The following is a 17,907-nucleotide window of genomic DNA, read 5'->3' as shown; positions in this document are numbered from 1 at the left end:
GGTACACGGGAATAGCTCTTGGACGTAGAGCGGCGTCAGCGTCCTGGCGATGTTGGCCTCGGACGTGGGGATAGCTCGACCACCAACGCCGGCGGCTCGGGCGGCTACTCGTCGGCCCTGCGCACGTGGGGATAGCTCCGACGGCACGTCGGAGACGCACACGGACATCTCGTCGGCCTCGCCCGCACGGGATAACTCCCCAAATTGGACAGGGTTCGTCCTTGTCAAGGAGCCGGCCCCGCCGACGCGGGGATGTCTCCGGGACGACGGTGCCGAGCAGCGGTCACATGATGTCGGCCCCGCGCACGCGGGGATGACCCCCGGTTCGGCGGGTTCGTCTACAACGCGGACGCCGTCGGCCCCACGTACGCGGGGATAGCTCCTACGGCCGCGCCCGTGGCTACGGCCAGACCAAGTCGGCCCCGCGTATGCGGGAATAGCTCCCCCTCGACCATCAGGGTCTTGGGCACTTCAAGGTTGCCCCCGCGCACGCAGGGATAGCTCCGCGCTCGCACGACGCTGGAAGATGGACGTCGAGTCGGCCCTGCGCACGCGGGGATAGCTCGATGGTCTCCTGGACGTACTCCAGGCCCGGGTTGTCGGCCCGCGTACGCGGGGATAGCCCTGGCGCCCAGGCCGCCGAGCTCGCCACAGGGTGGTCGGCTCCGCGCATGCGGGAATAGCTCATCCTTCAGGGCGTCGGCGACGATGTCGGTGTCGTCGGCCCCTCGTGTACGGGGATAGCTCCGGCAACCCGTCGTGGGACTGCTTGGGCCTGATGTCGGCCCCGCGCATGCGGGGATAGCTCCATCACCCAGGGCTACTTGTCCCGCAACAATGGGTCGGCCCCGCGTACGGGAGGATAGCTCCGGGCGCTTCCGCGCCTTCAAGGAACGGGTGCTGGAGCCCTCGCACGCGGGGATAGCTCCAACCGGGACGGCCGGTGGTCGCCGCGGAATCCGTCGGCCCCGAGTACTCGGGGATAGCTCCAGCGCCCACGTCTGCAAGTCCATCCAGCGGTCGGCCCCGCGCACGCGGAGATAGCTCGGATCAGATCACGATGGGCCGCAAGACCCTGTCATCGGCCCAGCGCACGCGGGGATAGCCCCGAGGTCAACAAGTTCATGTCGCCTATGAAGGTGTCGTCCCCGCGCAGGCGGGGATAGCTCCGTCCCTGGTAACGACCACTGGGACCCGGGTACGTCGGCCCCGCGCACGCGGGGATAGCTCCCTGGGCGTCATCCACGACTCCACGAAGTTCTCGTCGGCCCCGCGCACGCAGGGATAGCTCCGTCGCCACGCCCTGGTGTCTCGCGGAGTTCGGCCCCGCGCCCGCGGGGATAGCCCGTACGGTGTCATCGTTGAGGCGACGGAGGAAATGTCACCTCCGTGTAGGTGGGGACAGTTCCACTCCGGGTGTCCAGCAGTACGTCGGCCTCAAGTCGGCCCCTCGTACACGGGGATAGCTCACAGGCGTCGTGGCACGTTCACCTCGGCACCAGGTCGGCCCCGCGCACGTGGGGATAGCTCCGATCACACCGCCGCCTGGTCCGAGGAGGCGCAGTCGGCCCCGCGCACGCGGGGATAGCTCGGGCGTGCCCCTCACGACCGGGACGGTGACAGAGTCGGCCCCGCGCAGGCGGGAATAGCTCGCACGTTCACGTCGTCTCCGACGGACACCGCACGTCGGCTCCGCGCATGCGGGGATAGCTCCCAGGCCTCGACTTTGGGCAAACGATCGGGATTGTTGGCCTCGCGCACGCGAGCATAGCTCCGGGCAGGTCCCTCGTGCTATCAAACGCAAGACGTCGGCCCCTCGTCGGCGGGGATAGCTCCACTCCCGGCGTCCAGCAGTACGCCGGCCTCAAGTCGGCCCCGCGCATGTGGGGATAGCTCCTACGTGCGCGCGGATCCGATGGCGCGGGCGCTGTCCGCCTCGCGCACGCGGGGATAGCCCGTACGGTGTCACCGTTGAGGCGAAGGAGGAAATGTTGGCCCCGCGTACTTGGGGGCGATCCACCTGCCCCTGAGTCGCTGCGCGTTGGAAAGGAAATCCGCTGCGCATGGTTTCGAGACCCTCTCCCCAGCTGGGGAGAGGATCCTTGGACCGGGTGTACCTGTCCATCCGGGACGCATTCGGGACGCAGGCTGGACACAAGGATCGGAAAAGACTGACAAGGACCGGGAAGGAACGCGGCTCAAAACCCCATCTGACCTGGGAAAGCAGCCAAGATGAGCATTGATCGACAAGGGCCGCCAAGATCCTCAAAGGACTCATAATCCGTCGGCCGTGGGTTCGAGTCCCACCCGCCCCACTGTGCAGGTCGCTGACCTGCGGAAACGTCTCATCAGGGTTGCGGATTCGGGACTTTGGGCCCCGGGGCTGAATCCGCTGCTCGTGACTTCAAGTCTGTGGGTGGGGGCGTTCGTTCGAATCGCTCTGACCTGTGCTGATGTGATGGCTTGGGCGTTGGGCGCGCCTCCATGGCCGACGTTTTCGAGGGGTTGGACGCCCGATTCTGGACGCCGGCTGGACACGAGGAATCGCGGGTGCCGTGCGTTGGCTCAGGTGATTGCGGGGAAAACGGCCCGTACTGGAAACGGCCCAGCGCGCCCTTGTCTCACGCCGGGGTGCGTGCGCCGCTGTGAGACGGCGAGGCAGCCGGCGAGTCCCATGATCATGGCCGTTCAGTGCAGTGGGGCACCCGGTCAGCGAGGGAGGTCTCGAGGCGACGGGTGAGGACATGGGCGGCCCGGAAGGCGGTCACCGCGCAGGGGTGTCGCAGCGTGGGTCGGGAGGGGAAACCCTTCGCCTCCCTTGTGCTGGCCCCTGAACTGGGCTGCTGCAAGTGCTGTGCCCTGCGGTGATGCCGTAGCGGGGGATGCGGTGAGCGGGGCGAAAACGCGTCTTGTCGGGTATCAGATTCTCTGAGAAAATCAGGTCATGAAGACGATGACCGCTACCGAAGCATCACGGAACTTCGCCTCCGTGCTGGACAGTGCGGAACGCGGGGAAACCATTGTGATCACCCGTGGAGGCAAGCGTCTGGCCGTGCTGGCTCCCGCGCCCAAGGCCACGGGACGGGCGGTGAAGGACGCTCTCCTGCGTCATGTCGGCACCCTTGATGACGCCTTCGAGGACGACGTGACGGCCACCCGTGATCTGCTGACGCTGGACGATCCGTGGAGCGACTGATCCTGGACACCGGCGTGCTGATCGCGATCGAGCGCCGGAAGGTCTCCCTCGATCAGGCGTTGGCCGACGACGACGATCCGGCGATCGCCGCCATCACAGCGGCGGAACTGCTTCAGGGGGTGGAACTGGCGGACGACACTAATCGGGTTGCCCGCCAGTCCTTCGTCGACACCGTCCTCGCCACCATCCCGGTCGAGGAGTACACCGTGGACGTGGCCCGCGCGCACGCGCGGCTGCTCGCGCATGTCCGCAGGGCTGGCCAGCCCCGAGGTGCCCACGACCTGATCATCGCGGCCACCGCGCTGACCACCGCGCGTACCGTGGTCACCTACGACAAGCGAGCCCGCTTCGACGACCTTCCCGGAGTTCGGGTACGTCAGGTGTGACAGGCCGTTGGCAGACGGCCGAGGGTTTCGAGGCCGTTCCGGGCAGCCTCGCGAGGGCCAAGGGACGTCGGGCAGGAATGTCGGTCCGCAAACCCCCGTACGCGCGACTCTTCGGTCAGGGGCTGCTCGCCGCGCCGAGTGTCTCCCAGTGGAGCGTGCGCTCACACCAGCGGTTCAGGAGCGTACGGTCATGTCCTACGGCGAGGAGTCCCGCGCCGGTGGATCGCCGGTAGCCCGTCCACTCTCCGCGTTCCCGACCCTCGGGCCGGGCCGGTGTCTCCTCCTCGGCCGACGTCCTTGTTGACCGTCTCTGACTTCGTGGGGAAAACGGCTTTGTCGGAGACGGATGGGAGAGGGCCACCGGTCTCCGGCGCGGTGCTCTACGGAACCTGTCGCGCCGGCCCGGCTCTGCTCGCGGACCGGGCGGCCGAAGCGGTCGCCAGCGCTTACCGGCGACTGGCCGCCGAGCCGGTCATCCGTGACGAGGTCGACCGCCGCCTGCGCCTGCTGTACGCCGCGCCGTCGGCGGGCAGTGCCGCTCGAAGAACTCCGCCAGCTTCTTGCCGAGTTGCGGCGCATGGTCCAGCAGGTCTCCGACGGTGATCTGCGTGGTCGGCTGCTCGGCATGGCCAGCCGACTGGCTCAACCTCCGCCACGGCCTCGGTACCGGGCCCGCCCCTGGCACCCCGGGAACGCGACGTCCTGGCGCAGGTGGCACTGGGCTGCAACAACGCCGAAGCCGGTCGCAAGCTCTCGCTGCTGCCCGAAACGGTCAAGTCGTATCTGCGCAGCGCGATGCGCAAGCTGGGAGCGAGCGCCCGCTTCGAGGCGGTAGTCGCCCGCACGTCGATAGACGTTGCCTCCTCAGGGTGGGCGTAGTGGCCCCCCGGGCCGATGGGTGCCCAGCCATCGCCCGAGGACCTGCCTCACCGCCACCCGCACTGGTCGTCCCGCGACCGACCCGTGCGTTATCAGGAGCCTGCAGCCACGCTCACGGTCAGGTGCCTGTGCAACGAGGCCGGCCGCGCCCTTCTCAGGTGTGGCGCGGGCGAGGCAGCAAGGCGAACGCGCTCTCCGCTATCGAGGTCAGGCGGTCGGGGCCGTGGCCGTACGCGCCCACGACATCGCTCCCGCGGATGATGGTCAGAAGAAGGTACGCGAGGTCGTCGGGATCCGCGTCGGGGTCGATGTCGCCGTTGCGCTGCGCCGCTCGCACACACTCGGCCACCGCCGCCCGGACCACGGAGAAGCAGTCGTTGGCCAGGCGTTTCACCTCGGGGTCGGAGGCGCCGATCTCCAGGGCCATCTTGGCGGCGAAGCAGGCAGCCCCCGCCCGGTCAGAGGCGGGGGGTACGTCGGCGGCGAGTGGCACCCCGTGGACGGCGCGGAGCAAGTACTGGTGCAGTCGTTCCAGGGCGCCCTCGTCCGGTCCGGCGAGCATCTTGCGCGGACCCTGCGCCAGCCGGGCGAAATAGCCGGCCATCGCCTCCAGCAGCACGCCATGCTTGCCGTCGAACGCGCCGTAGAGACTGCCGCGGCCCAGGCCGGTGGCGGCACTGATGTCGTCGACGCTCGTGCCGTTGTAGCCCGAGGTGCGGAACTGTCGCTCGGCGGCATGGAGGACGTGGTCGCGGTCAAAGCTTCGTGGTCTCGCCATACAAAGACGGTAAAGGCGACCCACCCTTCTTGACAACTCAGTACAGAACTGCCTAGGTTTCGGACTGTTCAGTAAACAACCGGCCTGAGCTCGCCGGACAGGCTTGGTCCGGGCGTGCAGGACCGGTGCGGACCGTGTCGGCCTCAGCGCGGGCGACCCCGCGCAGCGCCCGACAAAGTCATGGCCACAACCGAAGGAACCACCATGCAGACAGCTCCCCGAGTGGCCCTCGTGACGGGCGCCTCCTCCGGGATCGGGCGGGCGGCGGCGCTTGCCCTCGTGGGCGCTGGCTTCGCGGTGGTCGGCACGAGCCGCAACGCGGCGAACGCCGAGCCGCTCGCCGGGGTGACGTTCCTCGATCTCGACGTGGCCAGCGACAAGTCGGTCCGCTCCCTGGTCGGGGAGGTGATCGATCGGTTCGGCCGGATAGACGTCCTGGTCAACAACGCGGGCGTGGGCGCGGTCGGCGCCGGCGAGGAGAGCTCGATCAGCCAGGCCATGGAGGTCTTCGACATCAATGTCTTCGGCGTGATGCGGATGGCAAACGCAGTGTTGCCCCACATGCGCGCCCAGGGCAGTGGCCGCGTGGTCAACGTCTCCTCGGTACTCGGTCTGATCCCAGCCCCCTTCATGGCCGTCTACGCCGCCACCAAGCATGCGGTCGAGGGCTACTCCGAGTCCGTCGACCACGAGCTTCGCGAGCACGGCGTCCGGATGCTGCTGGTCGAGCCGGCCTACACAAGCACGAGTTTCGAGGCGAGCAGCATGGCACCCGACTCGCCCCTGCCGATCTACGCCGCACAGCGGGAGGTCTCCCGAGACGTGCTGGCCACGGCCGTGCGCAACGCCGACCACCCGGACGTTGTCGCGAAGGTGATCGTCGCGGCCTCCACTGATTCGAAGCCCAAGCTCCGGTACACCGCCGGCTCGATGGCCAAACGCGTCAGCGCCCTGCGCCGGGTCGTGCCCTCGCGCGCCTTCGACAGAGAGATCCGCAAGCTCAACCGACTGGTCGGCTGACCCCGCAGTGCGGGGCGGCGCCCGAGGAGACGCACATGTCCGAACCAGAGACACCGAAGCCAGCATCAGCATCTCTCGTCCGACCGCTCTTGGACGCTGCGCGGACCGTCATCATGACGGTGGACGACGATCCCGGGGTGTCCCGGGCCGTCGCCCGTGACCTGCGACGGCGCTACGGCGCGTCGTACCGGATCGTGCGCGCGGAGTCCGGCGAGTCCGCGCTGGAGGCGCTGAGTGAGCTGAAGCTGCGCGGCGACCTCGTGGCGGTGATCCTGGCCGACTACCGCATGCCCCAGATGAACGGCATCGAGTTCCTCGAACAGGCCCTGGACGTGTATCCGGGCGCCCGGCGCGTGCTGCTGACCGCGTACGCGGACTCGAACGCGGCGATCGACGCGATCAACGTGGTCGACCTCGACCACTACCTCCTCAAGCCGTGGGACCCGCCGGAGGAGAAGCTCTACCCGGTTCTCGACGACCTGCTGGAGGCGTGGCGGTGCAGTGACTTCCGGCCGCTGCCGAGCACCAAGGTCGTCGGTCACCGGTGGTCGGCGCGCTCGTCGGACGTACGGGAGTTCCTGGCCCGTAACCAGGTGCCGTACCGCTGGTACTCCACCGAGGAACCCGAGGGGCAGCGGCTGCTCACGGCCGCGGGGCAGGACGGGCAGCGGCTGCCGGTGGTGATCACGGCGGACGGTACGGCGCTCGTCGAGCCGGAGGTGCCCGAGCTGGCCGCGCACGTGGGGCTGGCGACGACACCCACGGCCGACTTCTACGACCTGGTCGTCATCGGCGGCGGCCCGGCCGGGCTGGGCGCGGCCGTGTACGGGGCCTCGGAGGGCCTGCGTACGGTGCTGGTGGAGCGGTCGGCGACCGGCGGGCAGGCCGGGCAGAGCTCGCGGATCGAGAACTATCTGGGCTTCCCGGACGGGGTGTCCGGCGGCCAGCTCACCGACCGGGCGCGACGCCAGGCGGCGAAGTTCGGCGCCGAGATCCTCACCGCCCGCGAGGTGACCGGGCTGGAGAGCAGCGGGGCGGCACGGCTCGTACGGTTCGCGGACGGGTCGCAGATCGCGGCGCACAGCGTGATCCTGGCGACCGGTGTGTCGTACCGGCAGCTGGAGGCGCCGGGCGCCGACGAGCTGTCGGGCCGCGGGGTGTTCTACGGGTCCGCGCTCACCGAGGCCGCCGCCTGCCAGGGCCACGACGTGTACATCGTCGGCGGCGCCAACTCGGCCGGGCAGGCGGCGATGTACCTGTCCCGGGGGGCCAAGTCGGTCACCCTGCTGGTGCGCGGAGCGGACCTCACCGCGTCGATGTCGCACTACCTGATCCAGCAGATCGCCGAGGCGCCGAACATCTCGGTGCGGGCCCACACGGTCGTCGAGGCCGCGCACGGCGACAACCACCTGGAACAGCTGACGTTGCGCGACACGAGGAGCGGGCAGACCGAACGGGTCGACGCGCAGTGGCTGTTCGTGTTCATCGGCGCGGCCCCGCTGACCGGCTGGCTGGACGGCACGGTGCTGCGGGACGAGCGCGGGTTCATCCTGGCCGGACCCGACCTGACGGCCGACGGGCGGCCACCGGCCAACTGGGAGCTGGACCGGCCCCCGTACCACCTGGAGACCAACATCCCCGGCGTGTTCGTCGCCGGGGACGCGCGCGCGGAGTCCGCCAAGCGGGTCGCGTCCGCCGTCGGAGAGGGAGCCATGGCCGTGATGCTCGTCCACCGATATCTGGAGCAGTCGTGAGCGGGCGGCTGATGCCGTGCAGCGCGGCGGAGATCAGCTCGCTGTTCCTGTTCGAGAAGCTGGACTCCGAACAGCTCGGCAGGCTTTGCAGCGAGGGTCGGATCGAACTGTTCGACCCCGGGCCGGTGTTCGCCGAAGGTGACCCGGCGACCTGCTTCTACGTGATGATCGAGGGCACGGTCGTCATGTCGCGCCGGGTGGGCGGCGACGACATCGAGGTGAGCCGCACGTCCCAGCCAGGGGTGTACGCGGGGGCCGTGATGGCGTACGTCGGGGACGGGAAACCGCAGCGGTACATGAACTCGTTGCGGGTGTCGGAGCCGACACGGTTCTTCGTGCTGCCCGCCGAATCGTTCGCGAACGTCATGCACGAGTGGTTTCCGATGGCGGTCCATCTCCTGGAGGGGCTTTTCCTCGGTTCGCAGACCTTTCAGCGGGCCGTCGGGCAGCGCGAACGGCTGCTGGCGCTGGGCTCGTTGTCCGCGGGTCTCACCCATGAGCTCAACAACCCGGCCGCGGCGGCCGTACGGGCCACCTCCTCGCTCAGGGACCGGGTCGCGCACATGCGCAACAAGCTCGGCGCCATCGCCTCGGGCGACTATCACCACGACGCCCTGAAGGCCCTGGTCGACCTCCAGGAGCGTACGGCCGAGCGGGTCTCCAAGGCGCCGGCACTGAGCCCGCTGGAGGCGTCCGACCGGGAGGACGAACTCGCCGACTGGCTGGACGACCACGGTGTCCCAAACGGCTGGCAGATCGCGCCGACCTTCGTGCAGGGCGGTCTCGACGTCGACTGGCTGGAGCAGATCGCGGCGGCATGCGACCAGGAGGAAATCCTGCAGAGTGCCATCGGGTGGCTCACCTACACGGTCGAGACCGAGCTGTTGATGTCCGAGATCGAGGACTCCACCACCCGTATCTCGCACCTCGTCGACGCCGCCAAGCAGTACTCACAGCTGGACCGCGCCCCCTACCAGGTCGCCGATGTGCATGAACTCCTCGACAGCACGCTGCTGATGCTGTCGGGCAAGATCGGTCCCCAGGTCAAGGTCGTGAAGGAGTACGACCGTTCGGTGCCGAGGATTCCGGCCTACCCGGCCGAGCTGAACCAGGTGTGGACCAACCTGATCGACAACGCCGTCTCCGCCATCAAGGACGCGGGCGGCGAAGGGACGTTGACCGTACGCACCGCTGTGGTGCACGACCGGCTGCTGGTGGAGTTCCGCGACTCGGGCCCGGGGGTGCCGGCCGAGATCCGCGGGCGGATCTTCGATCCGTTCTTCACCACCAAGCCGGTGGGCGAGGGCACGGGGCTGGGGCTCGACATCTCCTGGCGGATCGTCGTCAACAAGCACCACGGTGACCTGAAGGTCGAGTCCGTACCCGGCGACACCCGCTTCCAGGTGCTGCTCCCCCTCACCGCCACCGACCCCGATACCGTCCCCGACCCGGCCCAGGAGCCGGCATGACCAAGGACACCGGAATCGACCGCAGCGGGGGTGACGTCGGCCAGGACGTCGACTCCAGAGCGCAGGCGGTGCTCTCTGAGACAGGACACTTCGGGCGACCGCACCTCTTTGCACCCGATCAACTTCACAGACCGGCGAAATAATCTGAATGCCTGTATTTCGGCATTCTCTTCACCGGAGAGGACAGAACCATGGAACGCAACGAGTCTCCCGACGCGACGTACGCGAGAACCTGGAGCAACGGCCGCGGCGAGGTGCGGTTCTTCACCCGGGCCGATGGCTCGCGGCTGCGCTACTACACCGTGGGCACCGGCCCCGCCCTCGTTCTGATGCACACCGTGCGCGGCCAACTCGACTACTTCCAACGGGTGATCCCGCTGTTGTGGGACCACTACACGGTCTACGCGCTGGATCTGCCCGGGATGGGATGGTCCGACATCGTCCCCGGCGCACAGTACGAGGAGCCGCAACTGCGGGCCGCGGTCGTCGAATTCGTCCGCGGACTGGACCTGCACGACGTCACCCTGTCGGGCGAATCACTCGGCGGCGCCCTGTCCCTGTCGGCATCGATCGACCTGAAAGACCGGGTCAGCCGGGTCGTGGCGTTCAACAGCTACGACTACCCCCAGGGCGGGGAGCGGGGAAACTGGCTTGCCCGGGCCATCATCTCCAGCGTGCGGATGCCCGTGCTGGGCCCGCTGTTCGCCCCCCTCGAGCCGCGGCCCGTCTTTCGGGCAATTCTGCAGGGCGGCTACGTCGACAAGACGAAGCTGCCCGAGGACTTCATCACCGAGCTACTGAGGAGCGGCCGCCGCAAGGGCTACGACAAGGTGTCCCGAGGGATCTTCCGCAGCCTCAAGGGATTCGACCGGGCCCGCGAGCGCTACCCGCGCGTGTCGGCACCCGTCACCCTCGTCTACAGCGAAAACGACTGGTCCAAGCCCGCCGAGCGAGACAGGGTGGCCAACGGGCTGGCAGACGTCCACCGCATCACCGTGCCCCGCACCGGCCACTTCTCCGCCTTGGAGCGCCCCGACGAGATGGCGCGGATCCTGCTCGACGCGGCCTGACCTGACCCGGCAGCTATCGGCACCCGCCGCCCATCCCCGTCAGGACATGAGGAAGCGCCATGACTCAGGCCGTCCCCCACCTCGTCAACCGCCTTGTCATCGACACCGAGGACTCCTTCGACGACGTCCGCCGGCGCTACGAATCGCTGGTACCCGCCATCGATTTCGCCGAACTCGTCGAAGTGATCGCAACAGGTGACCTCGCACGGGTGCAGGCATACACCGCCGACCGCACACCCCATTCCTTCGCCGTCTTCTGGACCCTGGACCCGATGCCGGCGATGCGGCTGTCGGGACATCAACACCGCGCCGTCACCTACATGATGGGAAACAACGTCATCGCGGAAACCATGTTCCGGCACGACCCCGGCGTCATCTTGTACGCCCCGCTGCGCACCGCGATCTACGAGACCGCCTCCGGCCGCGTGCAGTTCAGCATCGACCAACCGTCGAGCAAATTCGCCAGCTTCGGCGATCCCCGCATCGCCGAGGTCGGAGCACAACTCGACGCCAAAGTCGCTGAACTGCTCCGCCTCATGACACTGCCGGTACCACCGGAGCTGATCACGGCCTGACCCTTGGCACTCCAGCATCGTTTCGCTGTCTGACCTGGTCAGAGGCATCGTCGGGAGTGTAGTGGGCTGGTGGCCCGTCAGGGACGGTCTTGCCGGACCGCCCCTCCGATGAGAGGCATCGCCGCCGGTACAGCCTGCTCGGGTAGGACCGCCCCATTGCTGCGGGGGTCCCCTCAGAACCGTGCGGGCCCGTTGTCCGAGCACACGACTCAAGCAAGCCCTGATGGCTCGCGGGCGTATGCGGGTGCTGGCTTGTGTGTGCGCCGTTGTTCTCTCCAGTAGTCGGCAAGAGCTGGGGTGTCGACGGACGACGCGCCCTTGGCCATCTGGTGCCGGACGATCTGGTGACGTACGTGAACGCCGCCTTCGCGGCCCCCGCACTGATCGGTGCATTGCTGCTGCCGACCAAGCCCGTGATCACCAAGAAGCCCCTACTCGACATTCCGGGCATCGTCGTAGTGAGCGAGGGTCGACCTGCCGTACTTGACAACTTAGTACAGAACCGCCTAGGTTTCTGACTGTTCAGTACACAACGGTCCTGAGCTCACCGGACAGGCTGCGTGCACGCCTGGCGCGATCGAGGGCAACCCATGCCTTTGAACTCCTCCGCGCCGCCTGGCGTTGCGATGCCTTCCAGGCCGAAAAGGCACGGTCTGACCTCGCGATCCTGGCGACGGCGTTCATCGACGTACTGGATCTGTACATCACGAACGACCCCAGCAAACCGGGGCCGGACTCTTCACAACAGCCCAAGACGGTCGCCGCCCACATCCTGCGCTTCCTGAACGGCTGCCCCCTCCAACCACCCAGAACTCGAAGGATTGACCGAACCATGACTGATCAGGAAAGGCAGGAGGCCGTGACTGCGGCGACTCCTCCGTACGCGAGCGACGCTCTGCCCGAGGGGGCCGTCGACGCGGTAGTGATCGGCGGGGGCGCCGCGGGGCTGAACGGTGCACTGATCCTCGCCCGCTCCCGCCGCTCGGTCGTCGTGATCGACAGCGGCTCCCCGCGCAACGCGCCCGCGGAGGCCGTGCACGGCCTCATCGCCCTGGACGGCACCCCGCCGTCCGAGATCCTTCGACGGGGCCGGGAGCAGGTGCGCCAGTACGGCGGACGCGTCGTGTTCGGTGAGGTGGTCTCGGCCGAGTCCGCCGCCCCGTCGGCGGACGGGGACCTGAGGTTCACCGTCACCCTGGCCGACGGCCGCAGCGTCACCGCCCGCAGCATCCTGGTGGCCACCGGCCTGAAGGATGTGCTGCCCGAGGTGCCCGGCCTTGCCGAGCACTGGGGACACAGCGTGGTGCACTGCCCGTACTGCCACGGCTGGGAGGTGCGCGATGAACCCATCGGCATCCTCGCCACCGGCCCGGCCTCCATCGGCCACGCGTATCTGTTCCGCCAGCTGACCGAGGACCTGACCTACTTCACCCACGGCACCGACCTGGACGAGGACAGCCGCGCCCGCTTCGCCGCCCGCGGCATCCGCGTCATCGACACCCCGGTCACCGAGGTCGTCGACGACGCGGACGGTGCCCTCGCCGGAGTGCGCCTGGCCGACGGCCAGGTCGTGGCCCGCCGCGTCCTCGCGGTCGCCCCGCAGATGCAGGCCCGCACCCATGGCCTGGAAGGTCTGGGCCTGCCGGTGCAGGACCTGCCGACGGGCCGCACTTTCGCCTCCGGTATCGACGGCACCACCGAGGTGCCGGGTGTGTGGGTGGCCGGCAACGTCACCGATCCGGTTGCCCAGGTCGGGGCCTCCGCAGCGGCCGGCGCGCTGGCCGGCATCGACATCAACAAGGTGCTGGCCATCGCGGACACCGATGCGGCCCTCCAGGGGATCGCCGAGGGAAGCCGACAAGGGGCCACAGCGTGATCTTGAAGCCCGGAGATCTCAGTCCGTCATCCGCTCGCCTCACGGGCAGTCAAGTGATTCCGCGCGTCCGCCCCGTCCCCCTCAGGAGCTACTGATGTCCTTCCTTGCGAATACCCCCGTAGAGAAGATGCCCGGGCCTTACGCGCGGCGCTGGTGGGCACTGCTCGTGCTGTGCCTGAGCCTGCTGATCACGGTGATGGCGAACACGTCGCTGATCGTCGCCGCCCCCGACATGACCACCGACCTGGGCCTGAGCAGCAGTGATCTGCAGTGGGTCGTCGACAGCTACACCGTTCCGTACGCGGCGCTGATGCTGGTGCTGGGCTCGATCGGCGACAAGTACAGTCGGCGCGGCGCCCTGGTGCTGGGTCTGCTGCTCTTCGCCGCCGGTTCGGTGATGGGGAGCCTGGTCGACGAGACCTCGCTGGTCATCGTGGCCCGCGCCATCATGGGTATCGGTGCCGCGGTCGTGATGCCGGCCACGCTGTCCCTGGTGGTGGCGACCTTCCCTCGCAGCGAGCGGACCAAGGCCATCACCGCCTGGGCTGCGACCTCCGGGGTGGCGGTAGCCGTCGGCCCGCTCGTCTCCGGCTGGCTCCTTGAGGACCACGCCTGGGGCTCGACCTTCCTGATCAACGTGCCGATCGCCGTCCTCGCCGTGGTCGGCGCGCTCGCCCTGGTACCGCCGTCCAAGGCGGAGGGCATGGGCCGGATCGACTACGTCGGTGGTCTGCTGTCGATCGTCACCGTCGGCTCCCTGATCTACGCCGCCATCGAGGGCCCGCACTTCGGCTGGGGCGCCGGCCCCGTCACCGCCGCCGTGGTCGCCGGCGTCGGTCTGGTCGCCTTCGTCGCCTGGGAGCTGCGGCACCCGCACCCGATGCTGGACGTCCGAAAGTTCGCGCTGCGGCCCTTCACCGGTTCGATGCTCGCGGTGATGTTCTTCTTCTTCGGTATGTTCGCCGTGCTCTACTACTCGACGCAGTTCCTGCAGTTCGTCCTCGGCTACGGCGCCCTGGACACGGGCCTACGGCTGCTGCCGCTGGGCGGTGCGGTGTTCCTCGGGTCCGCGCTGACCGGGATGCTCACCCCGAAGCTGGGGGTGAAGGTGATGGCCGTGACCGGCTTGACCGTCGGCACGGCGGGCATGTTCCTGCTCACCCAGATCGACAAGGGGTCGACGTACGGGGACTTCCTGGTGCCGCTGATGATGCTGGGCCTCGCGCTCGGCCTGGCCATCTCCCCGGCGACCGACACGATCATGGGCTCCTTCCCCGAGTCCGAGCTGGGCGTCGGCGGCGGTGTCAACGACACCGCGCTGGAGCTGGGCGGGGCGCTGGGCATCGCGGTGCTGGGCTCGCTGCTGGGCACGGCCTACCGGGACGAACTGACCGACCTGGTGGGCAACCGGCTCCCGGCGGAGGCGATGGAGACCGCCAAGGACTCGGTCGGCGCCGGCCTGGCCGTCGCGCAGCGGGTCGCACAGGATCCCTCCGCCGGGCCCCAGCAGGCCCAGGCCGCCGTGGACGCCGTCCACCAGGCATTTGCCCACGGAGTCGCCCAGACCAGCCTCATCGGCGGGATCATCATGGCCGCCGGAACCCTGATCGTCCTCGCGGTCCTGCCGGGTCGGCGCGGGTTCGTGAGGAAGAGCGCCGAGCCGGGGGCCGGGACGACGGCGAGCGAGGCGGCGACTGTGCGGGAGCACACCGGGTCCCCCCGCTAGATCGCCGACGGGGCGTCCACCGGATCGACGAGGACGCGCCCGCCCGCCGGAGCGAGTGGCACCGCCTTCGCCGGATCACCCGCCAGGCGCGTCGGGCAGGAGCCCGGCGGCGCGAGACGCGCAGGGCGCGGGCGTGGTCCACGGTCCACGGCCACGGATACCCCTCGGGGCCGGCGCGGGGTATGCGCGGTGGAAGGCGAATCCGCTGCTCGCGCGTCCAAGGCTCATTGCCGAGCTGGAGCGATCGCCTCGGAAGTCGGCTTCACGTGTCCGTCCAGAACGCGTTCTGGACGCAGGTTGGACACAAGGATCGGAAAAGACTGACAAGGGCCGAGAAGGACTGAGGTGCCAAACCGCATCTGACCTGGTAAAACGGCCGAGATGAGCATTGATCGACAAGGGTCGCCAAGATCCTCAAAGGACTCATGATCCGTCGGCCGTGGGTTCGAGTCCCACCCGCCCCACTGTGCAGGTCTGTGACCTGCGGAAACGTCTCAGCGGGCGTGCGGGTTCAGGACTTTGGGTGAACGGACTAAATCCGCTGCTCGCGAGTTCGACAGCGATGTGGTGATCCGTAGTTGGGCGCTTGGTTGACCTGCGGTTATGAGTCGTTCGGTGGCTCTCGCGGGCTGGGGCGGATGGTCTGATCGGCGGGCGAGGGCGGTAGTTGGGACGTTGATGGGACGCAGGGAATCGGAAGTGGCTGCGTTCGGGCGTTCTGTTGATGTGATCAAATGCTGTCTAGCGAGGCGGCGCGCGGATGGGCCGGACGTCGGCGACGGTCTTGCCGGTCGGCCACCACCACGGTGACCTCGCCGTCGGGATCCAGCTCGCGGGCGCGCAGGGCCGCGCTGATGCCGGTGTCGCTGCCGCCGATGGCGACGATACGTCTGCCGGCCACGGGGCTCCTCCGTCAGATCTGTCGGAGAAGGAGCAGAAGATGAGCCGGTGGGGCGCTGGGGGCGCCCCACCGGCGTCGCGCGTCAGGCGAGGTGGTCGGCGAGTTCGCGTTCCAGGGCGGCCTTCGGCTTGGCGCCCACGATGGTTTGCACGACTTCGCCGCCCTTGTAGAGGTTCATCGTCGGGATGGACATGACGCCGATGGGGGTCCTCCCGCTCGAGCGAAGCCGAGAGTGGGGGAGGGCGGCGATGGCCGGGTTCTCGTCGATGTTCAGCTTGACGATCTCGATCTTGTCCGCGTGTTCGGCGGCGATCGCCTCCAGTGAGGGGGCGATCTGGCGGCACGGGCCGCACCAGGCGGCCCAGAAGTCGACCAGGACCGGCTTGTCGCTGTTCAGGACGTCCTTTTCGAAGGTGTCCTCGGTGACGTTCTTGAGCGCCATGACGTTGCTCCGGACGGTGGTCAGACGGCGGCCGGGACGGGTTCGCCCGCGGCTTCGGCGTCGCTGAGGGCGGCGAGGTACCGCTCGGCGTCGAGGGCGGCCGCGCAGCCGGAGCCCGCGGCGGTGATGGCCTGCCGGTAGGTGTGGTCGACCACGTCGCCGGCGCCGAAGACGCCGGGGATGTTCGTGCGGGTGGAGGGGGAGGCGACCTTGAGGTAGCCCTCGCCGTCCAGGTCCAGCTGGCCGGCGACCAGGTCGGTGCGCGGGTCGTGGCCGATGGCGACGAACAGCCCGGTGGCCGGGAGGCGGGTCGTCTCGCCGGTGGCGGTGTCGCGCAGGGTGAGCCCGGCGAGCTTGCCCCCGTCCTCGTGGATCTCGGCGACCTCGCTGTTCCAGAGGAAGGAGATCTTCGGGTCCGCGAAGGCGCGGTCCTGCATGGCCTTGGAGGCCCGCAGGGTGTCACGGCGGTGGACGATCGTCACGGACCTGGCGAAGCGGGAGAGGAAGGTGGCTTCCTCCATCGCCGTGTCGCCGCCGCCGACCACCACGATGTCGTGCTCGCGGAAGAAGAAGCCGTCGCAGGTCGCGCAGTACGACACGCCCCGGCCGGACAGCGCGTCCTCGCCCGGGAGATTGAGCTTGCGGTGCTGCGAGCCGGTCGCCACGATGACGGCCTTGGCGCGGTGGACCGTGCCGGCGCTGTCCGTCACGGTCTTCACGGCGCCGGTCAGGTCGACCTCGACGATGTCGTCGGGGACGAGCTCGGCGCCGAAGCGTTCGGCCTGGGCCCGCATGTTGTCCATCAGGTCCGGGCCCATGATGCCGTCGCGGAAGCCGGGGAAGTTCTCCACCTCGGTCGTCTGCACCAGCGCGCCGCCGGCCGTGACCGCACCCTCGAAGACCAGCGGCTTCAGCGAGGCGCGCGCGGTGTAGAGGGCTGCGGTGTAACCGGCGGGGCCGGAGCCGATGACGATGACGTTGCGTATGTCCGTACTTGTACCCGCGCTCATGCCTGGGGCTCCGGCGCGATCTCCTTGATCAGGCCCTCGACCAGCACCTTGATCTCGTCACGGATCGGGCGCACAGCCTCGACGCCCTGGCCCGCCGGGTCCTCCAGCTGCCAGTCCAGGTACCGCTTGCCGGGGAAGACCGGGCAGGTGTCGCCGCAGCCCATGGTGATGCAGACGTCCGATTCCTTCACGGCGTCCACGGTGAGCATCTTCGGGATCTCGGCGGAGATGTCGATGCCGACCTCGGCCATGGCCTGAACGGCGGCCGGGTTGACGTGCTCGCCCGGGTTGGAGCCGGCGGAGCGGACCTCGACGCGGTCCCCGGCCAGGTGGGTCAGCCACGCCGCGGCCATCTGGGAACGGCCGGCGTTGTGGACACAGACGAACAGCACGGAGGGCTTGTCGGACATCAGAGGTCTCTCTTGTCTCACGACGGCATCAGGTGCGAATGATGTCAGCACCCGGTGGTGTCAGCCACCACTGATGTGACAGTATCAGCCCATGATGACGTCAGTCGACACTGACCTGATCCGGGTACTGGCCGACCCGCTCAGGCTCCGGATCGTGACCCTGCTCGCCAAAGAGATGCTGTGCACCACCCACCTCGTGGAGGAGACCGGTGCCCGGCAGACCAACCTCTCCAACCACCTGAGAGTGCTGCGCGAGGCCGGGGTCGTGGAGACGGAGCCGTGCGGCCGGTTCACCTACTACCGGCTCAAGCCCGACGTCATCGCCTCCCTCGCAGGCCAGTTCGCCGACCTGGCCGAGTCCGCCCGCACCGCCGCCGACAACAAGCGGTCCTGCCCCTGATCCCTCGCCGCCGTC

17 protein-coding genes are annotated in these 17,907 nt (G+C 68.7%); 12 read left to right on the top strand and 5 right to left on the bottom strand.

The features are described 5' to 3' along the window. Positions 1 to 2,944 precede the first annotated feature (2,944 nt). From ACPT94_RS33160 to ACPT94_RS33150, 3 genes are all read left to right on the top strand, one after another. A complete protein-coding gene (locus ACPT94_RS33160) occupies positions 2,945 to 3,196 on the top strand; it encodes a type II toxin-antitoxin system Phd/YefM family antitoxin (RefSeq protein ID WP_079662466.1) in 252 nt (83 codons plus the stop codon). Continuing rightward, positions 3,184 to 3,582 (top strand): PIN domain-containing protein, encoded by a 399-nt coding sequence (locus ACPT94_RS33155; protein WP_355737139.1) that lies wholly within the window; start codon positions 3,184 to 3,186, stop codon positions 3,580 to 3,582. Before ACPT94_RS33160 ends, ACPT94_RS33155 begins: the two co-directional genes overlap by 13 nt. Before the next feature lie 678 nt (positions 3,583 to 4,260). Beyond that, complete coding sequence (locus tag ACPT94_RS33150; RefSeq protein WP_360344949.1) at positions 4,261 to 4,461, top strand: response regulator transcription factor; 201 nt, start codon at positions 4,261 to 4,263, stop codon at positions 4,459 to 4,461. Between the two features lie 154 nt (positions 4,462 to 4,615). Here the strand turns inward: ACPT94_RS33150 and ACPT94_RS33145 are convergent, their stop codons facing one another. Continuing rightward, a complete protein-coding gene (locus ACPT94_RS33145) occupies positions 4,616 to 5,239 on the bottom strand; it encodes a TetR/AcrR family transcriptional regulator (RefSeq protein ID WP_079662470.1) in 624 nt (207 codons plus the stop codon). Positions 5,240 to 5,443: 204 nt separating this feature from the next. Here ACPT94_RS33145 and ACPT94_RS33140 point away from each other — a divergent pair, with 204 nt between their 5' ends. The 8 genes from ACPT94_RS33140 to ACPT94_RS33105 all read left to right on the top strand — a co-directional run bounded on the left by ACPT94_RS33140 (position 5,444) and on the right by ACPT94_RS33105 (position 14,729). Then, on the top strand, positions 5,444 to 6,259 hold the full coding sequence (locus ACPT94_RS33140) for an oxidoreductase (protein ID WP_360344866.1): 816 nt from the start codon (positions 5,444 to 5,446) through the stop codon (positions 6,257 to 6,259). Between the two features lie 113 nt (positions 6,260 to 6,372). Continuing rightward, entirely contained in the window at positions 6,373 to 8,013 is a 1,641-nt protein-coding gene (locus tag ACPT94_RS33135; protein ID WP_360344868.1) for an NAD(P)/FAD-dependent oxidoreductase, read from the top strand. A gap of 11 nt (positions 8,014 to 8,024) precedes the next feature. Next, a complete protein-coding gene (locus tag ACPT94_RS33130; RefSeq protein WP_425247542.1) occupies positions 8,025 to 9,482 on the top strand; it encodes an ATP-binding protein in 1,458 nt (485 codons plus the stop codon). A 191-nt stretch (positions 9,483 to 9,673) separates the two neighbouring features. Then, positions 9,674 to 10,552, top strand: coding sequence for an alpha/beta fold hydrolase (locus tag ACPT94_RS33125; RefSeq protein WP_360344872.1), 879 nt, complete (start codon positions 9,674 to 9,676; stop codon positions 10,550 to 10,552). A 59-nt stretch (positions 10,553 to 10,611) separates the two neighbouring features. After that, a complete protein-coding gene (locus ACPT94_RS33120; RefSeq protein WP_360344874.1) occupies positions 10,612 to 11,127 on the top strand; it encodes a DUF302 domain-containing protein in 516 nt (171 codons plus the stop codon). A 266-nt stretch (positions 11,128 to 11,393) separates the two neighbouring features. Continuing rightward, a complete protein-coding gene (locus tag ACPT94_RS33115) occupies positions 11,394 to 11,645 on the top strand; it encodes a hypothetical protein (RefSeq protein ID WP_425247516.1) in 252 nt (83 codons plus the stop codon). A 314-nt stretch (positions 11,646 to 11,959) separates the two neighbouring features. Then, the gene (locus ACPT94_RS33110; RefSeq protein ID WP_425247515.1) at positions 11,960 to 13,003 is read left to right on the top strand and encodes an NAD(P)/FAD-dependent oxidoreductase; all 1,044 of its coding nucleotides are present in this window, start codon (positions 11,960 to 11,962) and stop codon (positions 13,001 to 13,003) included. Positions 13,004 to 13,097: 94 nt separating this feature from the next. After that, positions 13,098 to 14,729 carry an MFS transporter gene (locus tag ACPT94_RS33105; RefSeq protein ID WP_425247514.1) on the top strand — a complete coding sequence of 544 codons (1,632 nt, stop codon included), beginning with the start codon at positions 13,098 to 13,100 and terminating at the stop codon, positions 14,727 to 14,729. A gap of 730 nt (positions 14,730 to 15,459) precedes the next feature. Here the strand turns inward: ACPT94_RS33105 and ACPT94_RS33100 are convergent. The 4 genes from ACPT94_RS33100 to ACPT94_RS33085 all read right to left on the bottom strand — a co-directional run bounded on the left by ACPT94_RS33100 (position 15,460) and on the right by ACPT94_RS33085 (position 17,492). Continuing rightward, positions 15,460 to 15,630 (bottom strand): hypothetical protein, encoded by a 171-nt coding sequence (locus ACPT94_RS33100; protein ID WP_425247513.1) that lies wholly within the window; start codon positions 15,628 to 15,630, stop codon positions 15,460 to 15,462. An 82-nt stretch (positions 15,631 to 15,712) separates the two neighbouring features. Beyond that, positions 15,713 to 16,072 (bottom strand): thioredoxin, encoded by a 360-nt coding sequence (gene trxA / locus ACPT94_RS33095; protein WP_425247512.1) that lies wholly within the window; start codon positions 16,070 to 16,072, stop codon positions 15,713 to 15,715. Between the two features lie 20 nt (positions 16,073 to 16,092). After that, positions 16,093 to 17,082: a thioredoxin-disulfide reductase gene (gene trxB / locus ACPT94_RS33090; RefSeq protein ID WP_425247511.1), complete on the bottom strand. Its 990-nt coding sequence runs from the start codon at positions 17,080 to 17,082 to the stop codon at positions 16,093 to 16,095. Further along, positions 17,079 to 17,492: an arsenate reductase ArsC gene (locus ACPT94_RS33085; protein WP_425247510.1), complete on the bottom strand. Its 414-nt coding sequence runs from the start codon at positions 17,490 to 17,492 to the stop codon at positions 17,079 to 17,081. Before ACPT94_RS33085 ends, trxB begins: the two co-directional genes overlap by 4 nt. Positions 17,493 to 17,583: 91 nt before the next feature. Here ACPT94_RS33085 and ACPT94_RS33080 point away from each other — a divergent pair, with 91 nt between their 5' ends. Further along, positions 17,584 to 17,892 (top strand): ArsR/SmtB family transcription factor, encoded by a 309-nt coding sequence (locus tag ACPT94_RS33080; RefSeq protein WP_425247509.1) that lies wholly within the window; start codon positions 17,584 to 17,586, stop codon positions 17,890 to 17,892. Positions 17,893 to 17,907 lie beyond the last annotated feature (15 nt).

The sequence above is a fragment of the Streptomyces aurantiaciflavus genome (assembly GCF_049808595.1).
Lineage (GTDB): Bacteria > Actinomycetota > Actinomycetes > Streptomycetales > Streptomycetaceae > Streptomyces.
Note: the sequence above shows the minus strand (reverse complement) of the source record. Positions and strands in the feature narration are given on the sequence as shown.

Coding starts and splice junctions, on each gene's coding strand:
- ACPT94_RS33160 (WP_079662466.1), top strand. CDS start 2,945: ATGAAGACGATGACCGCTACCGAAGCATCACGGAACTTCGCCTCCGTG.
- ACPT94_RS33145 (WP_079662470.1), bottom strand. CDS start 5,239: ATGGCGAGACCACGAAGCTTTGACCGCGACCACGTCCTCCATGCCGCC.
- ACPT94_RS33140 (WP_360344866.1), top strand. CDS start 5,444: ATGCAGACAGCTCCCCGAGTGGCCCTCGTGACGGGCGCCTCCTCCGGG.
- ACPT94_RS33135 (WP_360344868.1), top strand. CDS start 6,373: ATGACGGTGGACGACGATCCCGGGGTGTCCCGGGCCGTCGCCCGTGAC.
- ACPT94_RS33130 (WP_425247542.1), top strand. CDS start 8,025: ATGCCGTGCAGCGCGGCGGAGATCAGCTCGCTGTTCCTGTTCGAGAAG.
- ACPT94_RS33125 (WP_360344872.1), top strand. CDS start 9,674: ATGGAACGCAACGAGTCTCCCGACGCGACGTACGCGAGAACCTGGAGC.
- ACPT94_RS33120 (WP_360344874.1), top strand. CDS start 10,612: ATGACTCAGGCCGTCCCCCACCTCGTCAACCGCCTTGTCATCGACACC.
- ACPT94_RS33110 (WP_425247515.1), top strand. CDS start 11,960: ATGACTGATCAGGAAAGGCAGGAGGCCGTGACTGCGGCGACTCCTCCG.
- ACPT94_RS33105 (WP_425247514.1), top strand. CDS start 13,098: ATGTCCTTCCTTGCGAATACCCCCGTAGAGAAGATGCCCGGGCCTTAC.
- trxA (WP_425247512.1), bottom strand. CDS start 16,072: ATGGCGCTCAAGAACGTCACCGAGGACACCTTCGAAAAGGACGTCCTG.
- trxB (WP_425247511.1), bottom strand. CDS start 17,082: ATGAGCGCGGGTACAAGTACGGACATACGCAACGTCATCGTCATCGGC.
- ACPT94_RS33085 (WP_425247510.1), bottom strand. CDS start 17,492: ATGTCCGACAAGCCCTCCGTGCTGTTCGTCTGTGTCCACAACGCCGGC.
- ACPT94_RS33080 (WP_425247509.1), top strand. CDS start 17,584: ATGATGACGTCAGTCGACACTGACCTGATCCGGGTACTGGCCGACCCG.